Origin of the sequence: Clostridium sp. AF36-4 (genome assembly GCF_003435975.1) — a bacterium.
GTDB lineage: Bacteria > Bacillota > Clostridia > Lachnospirales > Lachnospiraceae > Eubacterium_F.
In genome coordinates this window covers 68701-76215 of sequence record NZ_QTVH01000015.1, presented here as the reverse complement: position 1 = coordinate 76215, position 7515 = coordinate 68701, and the positions used below count along the sequence as shown (strand labels likewise).

At 41.0% G+C, this 7515-nt stretch carries 6 protein-coding genes, 1 tRNA gene and 1 pseudogene; all 8 read left to right on the top strand.

Annotated elements, in window-relative coordinates; genetic code table 11:
* Positions 1-620 (top strand): annotated as a pseudogene (locus DW005_RS09205) (hypothetical protein); the annotation flags it as partial.
* On the top strand, positions 617-1150 hold the full coding sequence (locus DW005_RS09200) for a hypothetical protein (RefSeq protein ID WP_117479060.1): 534 nt from the start codon (positions 617-619) through the stop codon (positions 1148-1150). The pseudogene DW005_RS09205 and the gene DW005_RS09200, both read left to right, overlap by 4 nt.
* A 67-nt stretch (positions 1151-1217) precedes the next feature.
* Positions 1218-1288, top strand: a tRNA-Trp gene (locus tag DW005_RS09195).
* A gap of 129 nt (positions 1289-1417) precedes the next feature.
* The gene (locus DW005_RS09190; RefSeq protein ID WP_117479059.1) at positions 1418-3484 is read left to right on the top strand and encodes a fibronectin type III domain-containing protein; all 2067 of its coding nucleotides are present in this window, start codon (positions 1418-1420) and stop codon (positions 3482-3484) included.
* Positions 3485-3591: 107 nt separating this feature from the next.
* Positions 3592-4041: a MarR family transcriptional regulator gene (locus DW005_RS09185; protein WP_117479058.1), complete on the top strand. Its 450-nt coding sequence runs from the start codon at positions 3592-3594 to the stop codon at positions 4039-4041.
* Complete coding sequence (locus tag DW005_RS09180; protein ID WP_117479057.1) at positions 4031-4471, top strand: hypothetical protein; 441 nt, start codon at positions 4031-4033, stop codon at positions 4469-4471. The genes DW005_RS09185 and DW005_RS09180 overlap by 11 nt, the downstream gene beginning before the upstream one ends.
* A gap of 189 nt (positions 4472-4660) precedes the next feature.
* Positions 4661-6358: an SGNH/GDSL hydrolase family protein gene (locus DW005_RS09175; RefSeq protein ID WP_117479056.1), complete on the top strand. Its 1698-nt coding sequence runs from the start codon at positions 4661-4663 to the stop codon at positions 6356-6358.
* Entirely contained in the window at positions 6359-7501 is a 1143-nt protein-coding gene (gene tgt / locus DW005_RS09170) for a tRNA guanosine(34) transglycosylase Tgt (RefSeq protein ID WP_022377466.1), read from the top strand.
* Positions 7502-7515 lie beyond the last annotated feature (14 nt).

The following is a 7515-nucleotide window of genomic DNA, read 5'->3' as shown; positions in this document are numbered from 1 at the left end:
AGAAGTATGGAAACCTAAAACATTCAATTGTTATTTTTGTATGTAATTTCGATTTGTTTGTTAAAAACCGAAGTGTATACACATTTGAATCGATTTGCCGTGAGGATACAGAGATTCATTTGCAGGACAAAAGAAAAACAATTTTTATTAACATAAATGGAAGCCGAGAAGGTGTGCCGAAAGAACTTGCACATCTTCTTGATTACTTGAAAACAAAGACTCCGACGGATGGATTTACCGAGCGATTAGAACAGCGTGTGCTGAAAATCCGAAAAGACACAGAATGGAGGGATGACTATATGACGCTGGAAATGAAGATGGATGAGAAGTATGAGCAGGGGCGTGAGCAAGGATTGAAAGAAGGGATTACAAAGGGAATCCAGCAAGGGATTGAGCAGGGAATCGAGCAAGGGATTGAGCAAGGAATCGAGCAAGGAATCGAGCAGGGAATCGAGCAGGGAATCGAACAGGGAATCGAATTAGGAATTGGTCAGGGGTTGCGTGTACAGATTCAGAAGAAATTAAATAAAGGAAAGTCAATTTCGCAAATTGCGGACGAGTGTGAAGAGTCGGAAGAAGTAATTTGGAAAATAATTAGAGAAAATGACTGGAACGCATGAAAAATTTATTAGTAGTGAGCAAAGTGTCGTTTAAAAAACGGATGGTTAACAAAAGAAAAACAATTTTTATCAATATAAACGGAAGTCGAGAAGATGTACCGGAGGAACTTGCACATCTTCTTGATTACCTGAAAACAAAGACTCCGACAGATGGATTTACCGAGCGATTAGAACAGCGTGTGCTGAAAATCCGAAGAGACACAGAATGGAGGGATGACTATATGACACTGGAAATGAAGATGGATGAGAAGTATGAGCAAGGATTGAAAGAAGGGATTACAAAGGGAATCGAGCAGGGAATCGAGCAGGGAATCGAACAGGGAATAGAGCAAGGAATTGAGCAGGGAATCGAGCAAGGAATTGAGCAGGGAATCGAGCAGGGAATCGAATTAGGAATTGGTCAAGGCCTGCGTGTACAAATTCAGAAAAAATTAAATAAAGGAAAGTCAATTTCACAAATTGCGGACGAGTGTGAAGAATCAGAAGATACCATTCGCAAAATTATCAGCGAAAAGGGTATTAGCGAATAGAAAATGCTTGACAAAAGGCTTAAAACGAGGTATGATAATCGAGTGAGTGCGAAAAACACTTACTTGTAGGGGCATAGTTCATCGGTAGAATAAGAGTCTCCAAAACTCCAGAGCTGGGTTCGATTCCTAGTGCCCCTGTTATTTATAGAGAAGGCTGCGCAGAGATGCGTGGCCTTTTTTGTGACAAACCTGTCGGCTATAGTGAGTGTCAGACGAAAAGACGACATACAAAAAGTATGAGACTGGCAGAATAGGAGGCAGTACAAAATGAAACGTAGGATAATAGTGCTCATTCTTGTTATGGGATTGCTTGCAGGAATGGGATTGGATGGAAAAATGACTTTGGCGGCGGAGAGTACACCGGCCGGACAAACGAAAGAAATTGCAAAGATAGAAGTTGTCGATACGGAAATTGAACTCCCTTATAAAAGTACATTTACTAAGGAAAATGTTGTTATCAAAGTGACTTATGAGGACGCAACAGAGCAGCTTGTGCATCCGGAGAAGATGACGGCTGTCGATACGACGAAGATTGGTGAGCAGCAATTAGAATTGTCCTATCAGGACAAGACGATAAACTATACGGTTCGTATTGTTCCGAGACAGGTGACCGGGCTGAGGAGGAAAGAGACAACCAAGAAAAAAGCAGTGATTGAGTGGAATGCACTGGCAGAAAGCAAGGAATACGAAATTTTTACCTCATCTAAAGAGACGAGTGGTTTTTCACTCTTGAAAAGCACGACAAAAACCAGTTATGAATTTACAAATTTGAAAGAAGGACAGATTTTATATGTAAAAATTCGTGCCGGTGTGAGTGGGTATTATGGAAAAGAATCCGAAGTCCTGCTTGTAGCTCTGCAGCCTGGTGAAGTGACAAAAATTACTGCAACAAAAAATGTAAAGACAAAGATAACGCTTGCGTGGGAGCCAGTCAGTGGAGCCACCGGTTATCAGATTTATTATCGTAAATCGACTTCAAAAGAAAGTATTTTGGCAGGTAATACGATAGAGACGACATTTGATGTGACAGGACTTTCCGCCGGAAAGGACTATTATTTTACGATTGTTGCGTATGCCGGTGATGTGGATAATCCGGGCGAACCGTCAGAGGAAGTATTGTTTGGTACGGCACCATCGATACCAAGTATTTCAAAGATCAAAGGTGGTGATAAGCGGATTAAGGTCAAATGGAGCAAAGGAACCGGAGCAGATTATTTTAATATTTATTATTCCAAAAAATCGGCTTCCGGTTACAAGGCAGTAGTCAAAGTGCCCGCAGACGAGTCGAAAATCCGTGGTATAGACGGATTAAAGAAGAATACAAAATACTATGTAAAAATCGAAGCAGTGCGAACCGTGTCCGGGATTACGATGAGTTCGGTTTCAACGGTAAAAAGTATCAAAACTGCTTCTAAAAAAGTGAAAGCGACGAGTATATCAGCCAAGTTTTTTAAAACGAAAAAAGCGTTTAAAAAATCAGCGGCTTATAAAAAATATAAAGCCTTCAAAAAACGAGTCTCTTATGCAAAGAGTTATGTGATTCCGGGACTTGTTGGAACAAATGTGGGGTGCTTTTATGCGACACGTATGGTCCCTCAGAGTGTGACATTTGCCGGAAATTATCTGCTGATTTCTGCATATGATTACACGAAAAAACAGGAATCGGTTATTTATGTGATGAACAAAACAACAAGAAAGTATATTACGACCATTGTTCTGCCACATACCGGGCATGTGGGCGGCATCACCTTTGATGGCGAGAATGTCTGGGTGACATACGGTAAAAATTTGCAGAGTTTTAAGTTTAATCAGGTTCAGGCAGCAGTTTTATCCGGCAGGCCGTATTACGAGATTTACCGGTTTGCTTCCGTTGTAAAAATGCCGGAAACGATGTCTTACGTTACCTATTACAATAACCGAATCTGGGCAGCAGCGTACAGCGAATTCTCCTCAAAATATATGTACGGTTATACCATTCAGAATAAATCCGCAGCGCCATCTCTTACTTACACAAACCGGATTCTTATGCCGAACCGGACACAGGGAGTTGCGTTTACTACATCAGGGAAAATGATTGTTTCCCGCTCCTGTCAGACCAAAAAGGGACGCAGAGGTTTTATGTCGCAGTTAGAAACGTATCAGCCGACATGGGATTACACCAAACTGTCGATTAAGAAAAACAAAAAGAAAAAGACCGTTAAAATGCCTCCGATGAATGAAGGAATTGCGATTGACGGAGCTTACACGTATGTGATTTATGAGTCACCGGCCTTTTATGAATGTCAAGCAAAACTTGACCGGGTGACAGCATTTAAAACAAGTAAAATAAGCTAATAGGGCAAGGGAGCAGTAAAACGGATGGAAAGGAATTTTTTGTTGACAAATAGAATACAATGCCATATAATCGTTCTAAATAGAACAATGCAATGAGGGGTATGACGATGTTTTTTTGGGACCAGCATAAGACACTTACTAATTATTATGAGGTGCTTACAAGGGATGTGTGCGAGAAGTATGAGCTGACACAGATGGAATATGATATACTCATGTTTCTGAATAATAATCCGCAGCATAATACAGCAGCTGAGATAGTGAAGATTCGAAAATCGACCAAATCCCATGTGTCGACCTCACTAAAAAAACTGGAGAGTAAAGGGCTCATTCAAAGGGAGCAGAGCATTCGTAATAAAAAATATATCAAGATTACTTTACTGGATAAGGCAGAACCAATTGTACAAAGCGGCATAAGGACACAAAAACAATTTGCAAAGAATGTTTTTAGTGGAGTAACAAAGGAGAAAATAGATATGTGCAAAGAGGTGTTTAATAAGATTTGTGCCAATGCAGATGAATGTTTAAAAAAATATAAGGAGTGGGACGATGAAAAATAGATTTTATGTAAAAAAGAGAACACTTCTTTTGATTGCGGGTGTTGTGTGGCTGTTGGCAGGATTTAATGTTGCCAGGATGGGAATATTATCGTATTTAATGATTGACACAAAATGGTATCTGTTTATTTTTTCAATGCTTGTATTTTCTGCTTTTGGGGCGATGTTTTTGAAAATGAGTAAAAAACACACGAAGAGAATTATAGGGTACGAAGATGAACGGCCATTTTGGAATTTCTTTGATAAAAAAGCTTATGTGATGATGGCTTGTATGATGAGTGGCGGGGTTGGATTAAGGGCTGCTGGTATTTTTCCGGATATATTTGTTGCCTTTTTTTATTCAGGGCTTGGATGTGCATTAGCATTAGCAGGCGTTTTATTTGCAAAAAATTATTTGTGTTATTATCAGTTAATTGAAAAAGAGAAGGAATAACGATAAGCCTCGTATATCAGATATAATGGAGGCAGTATTTGACGCTGGATATTTGCTGTTTGATTTGGCTCCGGGAATTGAAATAATGGGGTTCCCCTTTTGACGATTTTGCGTTATAATAATAACGATTGCCGTGCAAAAGGGGACTTTTGCATTTGAAAATGATTTGAAAAAAGGAGTTGTAAGAATATGAGAGGACCTGCAGCACCGAAGGATCCGGTTGAAAAAAGACCATGTTTATATGCTGTTTTAGACAAGACGATTTCCGGTTCAAAAGACCCGGAGGGCGTAATTCGCGATTATGTGTACTTAGAGGGAAGATTAAAAGATCAGGTAAAATTTACATCAGGAGATATTGATGAAGAATTGCTGGATATGCTCCCAAGGATGGAGACATTCCGCAAACTGGTTCACAGTGTTGGTGTCAGTATTAAGGCGGAAGACCCGGCAGATAAAGAAAAGGAAGTCGAGTTTCAGTTCCAGTGTTATGGAAAAACCGATAAATACACGACAGGAACTGTGATGGAAGCGACAATTCCATGTACGGGAGAAGAAATGGTTCTTCCGGTAGATGCCTACCCGGTAAATGAGGATGATGACTGCTTTGGCTCCTTTAATTTTATTTTCCCGGAAGAAAATAAAAATATGGATTTGACAGTCAAATTTTATGTAAATGATGGCTATGAAGTGCCGGAAATTCAAGTTGACCCACCGGTTAATTTTGATTCGCCGGAGTATCAGGATATGATTGAAAACTCGCTTGTGTCGACAGGAAACAATTATCGCCTGAAAAAGGTAATCGAAAAATGTAAACACGGCGAGGATGTGACGATTGCTTATATTGGAGGCTCGATTACACAGGGAGCCGGCGGAAAGCCAATCAACACGATGTGTTATGCTTACCGTTCTTATGACGCATTTTGCAAGTTGTTTTCACCTTGCGATGGAAAAAATATGCACTATGTAAAGGCCGGTGTCGGTGGAACTCCATCCGAACTTGGTATGGTGCGTTATGATTTAGATGTTACGAAAAATGGCGAGATTACGCCGGATTTGGTAGTGGTTGAATTTGCGGTAAATGACGAGGGCGATGAGACGCAGGGTGTTAGTTTTGAGAGTCTTGTGATGAAAATTCTTCAAGCTGAAAATGCACCGGCAGTGTTATTGAATTTTGCAGTATTTATGAATGACTGGAATCTGCAAAATCGATTGCAGCCAATTGGTGAGCGCTATGAACTGCCGATGGTTAGTGTAAAAGATGCTGTTGTTCCGCAGTTTGAAAAAAATCGTGTAATTACAAAGAGACAGTTCTTCTATGATATTTACCATCCAACGAATGATGGACACCGCATTATGGCAGACTGCATTGCAAATTTGTTTGAAAAGGTAGACAAAGAGGAGATGGCAGAGCAGGATATTTCTCTTGACAAAGAGCCGGTTTATGGCACACAGTTTAAGAATTTGATTCGCTTTGACCGCACAAATGCAGAAGATTTTGCAGTGATTGTACAGAATGGGTATGATGCAAAAGATACAGATATCCAGTATGTAGAGCGTGATATGGATTTAAATGGTTCACCGGAGTTTGCTGACAACTGGATGAATGACGGTTCTGTAACAGGGGCAGAATTTAGGATGACGATTACTTGTAAAAATTTAGTGGCGGTCATCAAAGATTCCGGTTCGTCCGAATTTGGTACGGCTGATATTTTAGTTGATGGCAATGTGGTAAAACAGATTAACCCACTCGATAATGGATGGGCACACTGTAATCCGCAGATTTTAATTGATGAAAAAGAGAGCAAAAAACACGAAATCGTATTCCGCATGAAAGAAGGCGACGAGGCGAAGAAATTTACAATACTTGGTTTTGGAGTGACACGGTAAATGAAGAAATATGAATTGCTGGCGACTGATGGGCGTGCGCGCAGAGGTCGTTTCACGACACCGCATGGCGTAATTGAGACGCCGGTGTTTATGAATGTAGGAACGGTGGCTGCGATTAAGGGTGCAGTTTCTACGATGGATTTACATGATATCCACACGCAGGTTGAATTGTCAAATACGTATCATCTGCATGTGAGACCGGGTGATGACGTGATAAAAAAATTAGGTGGTCTTCATAAGTTTATGAATTGGGACAAGCCGATTTTGACAGACTCGGGCGGATTTCAGGTGTTTTCCTTAGCCGGACTTAGAAAAATCAAAGAAGAGGGCGTGCATTTTAATTCACATATTGATGGACGTAAAATTTTCATGGGACCGGAGGAAAGTATGCAGATTCAGTCGAATCTCGCGTCAACGATTGCGATGGCATTTGATGAGTGTCCGCCGCATCCGGCTACGCGTGAATATATGCAGAATTCGGTTGACCGAACGACGCGGTGGCTGCGCCGTTGTAAGGCAGAGATGGAGCGGTTAAATGCACTTCCGGATACGATTAATAAGGAGCAGATGCTTTTTGGTATTGACCAGGGCGGAACTTTTGAAGATATCCGTATTAATCACGCAAGAGCAATCCGCGAACTGGATTTGGATGGTTATGCGATTGGTGGTTTGGCAGTCGGTGAAACGCATGAGCAGATGTATCACATTTTGGATGTTACGGTGCCGGAACTGCCACAGGATAAACCCATTTATCTGATGGGGGTTGGTACACCACAGAATATTTTAGAAGCTGTAGAGCGGGGGGTTGATTTCTTTGACTGTGTATATCCGGCGAGAAATGGGCGACACGGACATGCTTACACAAACCATGGCAAGATGAATCTGCAGAATAAAAAGTATGAACTGGATGACCGTCCAATTGAGGTCGGATGCGGATGTCCTGCCTGCCGACACTACAGCAGGGCGTATATCAGGCATCTTTTGAAGGCAAAGGAAATGCTTGGTCTGCGATTATTAGTCTTGCATAATTTGTATTTTTATAATACAATGATGGAAGAAATTCGGGAAGCTATCGAAACAGGTACTTTCTCTGAATATAAAAAGAACAAGCTGGCACGTATGGAAGCCGGTTTGGATGAATGATTTTAGGAGGTTTA

Bases quoted from the DNA above. Each gene is read 5' to 3' on its own strand.
- DW005_RS09200 (WP_117479060.1), top strand. From the start codon at position 617: ATGAAAAATTTATTAGTAGTGAGCAAAGTGTCGTTTAAAAAACGGATG.
- DW005_RS09190 (WP_117479059.1), top strand. From the start codon at position 1,418: ATGAAACGTAGGATAATAGTGCTCATTCTTGTTATGGGATTGCTTGCA.
- DW005_RS09185 (WP_117479058.1), top strand. From the start codon at position 3,592: ATGTTTTTTTGGGACCAGCATAAGACACTTACTAATTATTATGAGGTG.
- DW005_RS09180 (WP_117479057.1), top strand. From the start codon at position 4,031: ATGAAAAATAGATTTTATGTAAAAAAGAGAACACTTCTTTTGATTGCG.
- DW005_RS09175 (WP_117479056.1), top strand. From the start codon at position 4,661: ATGAGAGGACCTGCAGCACCGAAGGATCCGGTTGAAAAAAGACCATGT.
- tgt (WP_022377466.1), top strand. From the start codon at position 6,359: ATGAAGAAATATGAATTGCTGGCGACTGATGGGCGTGCGCGCAGAGGT.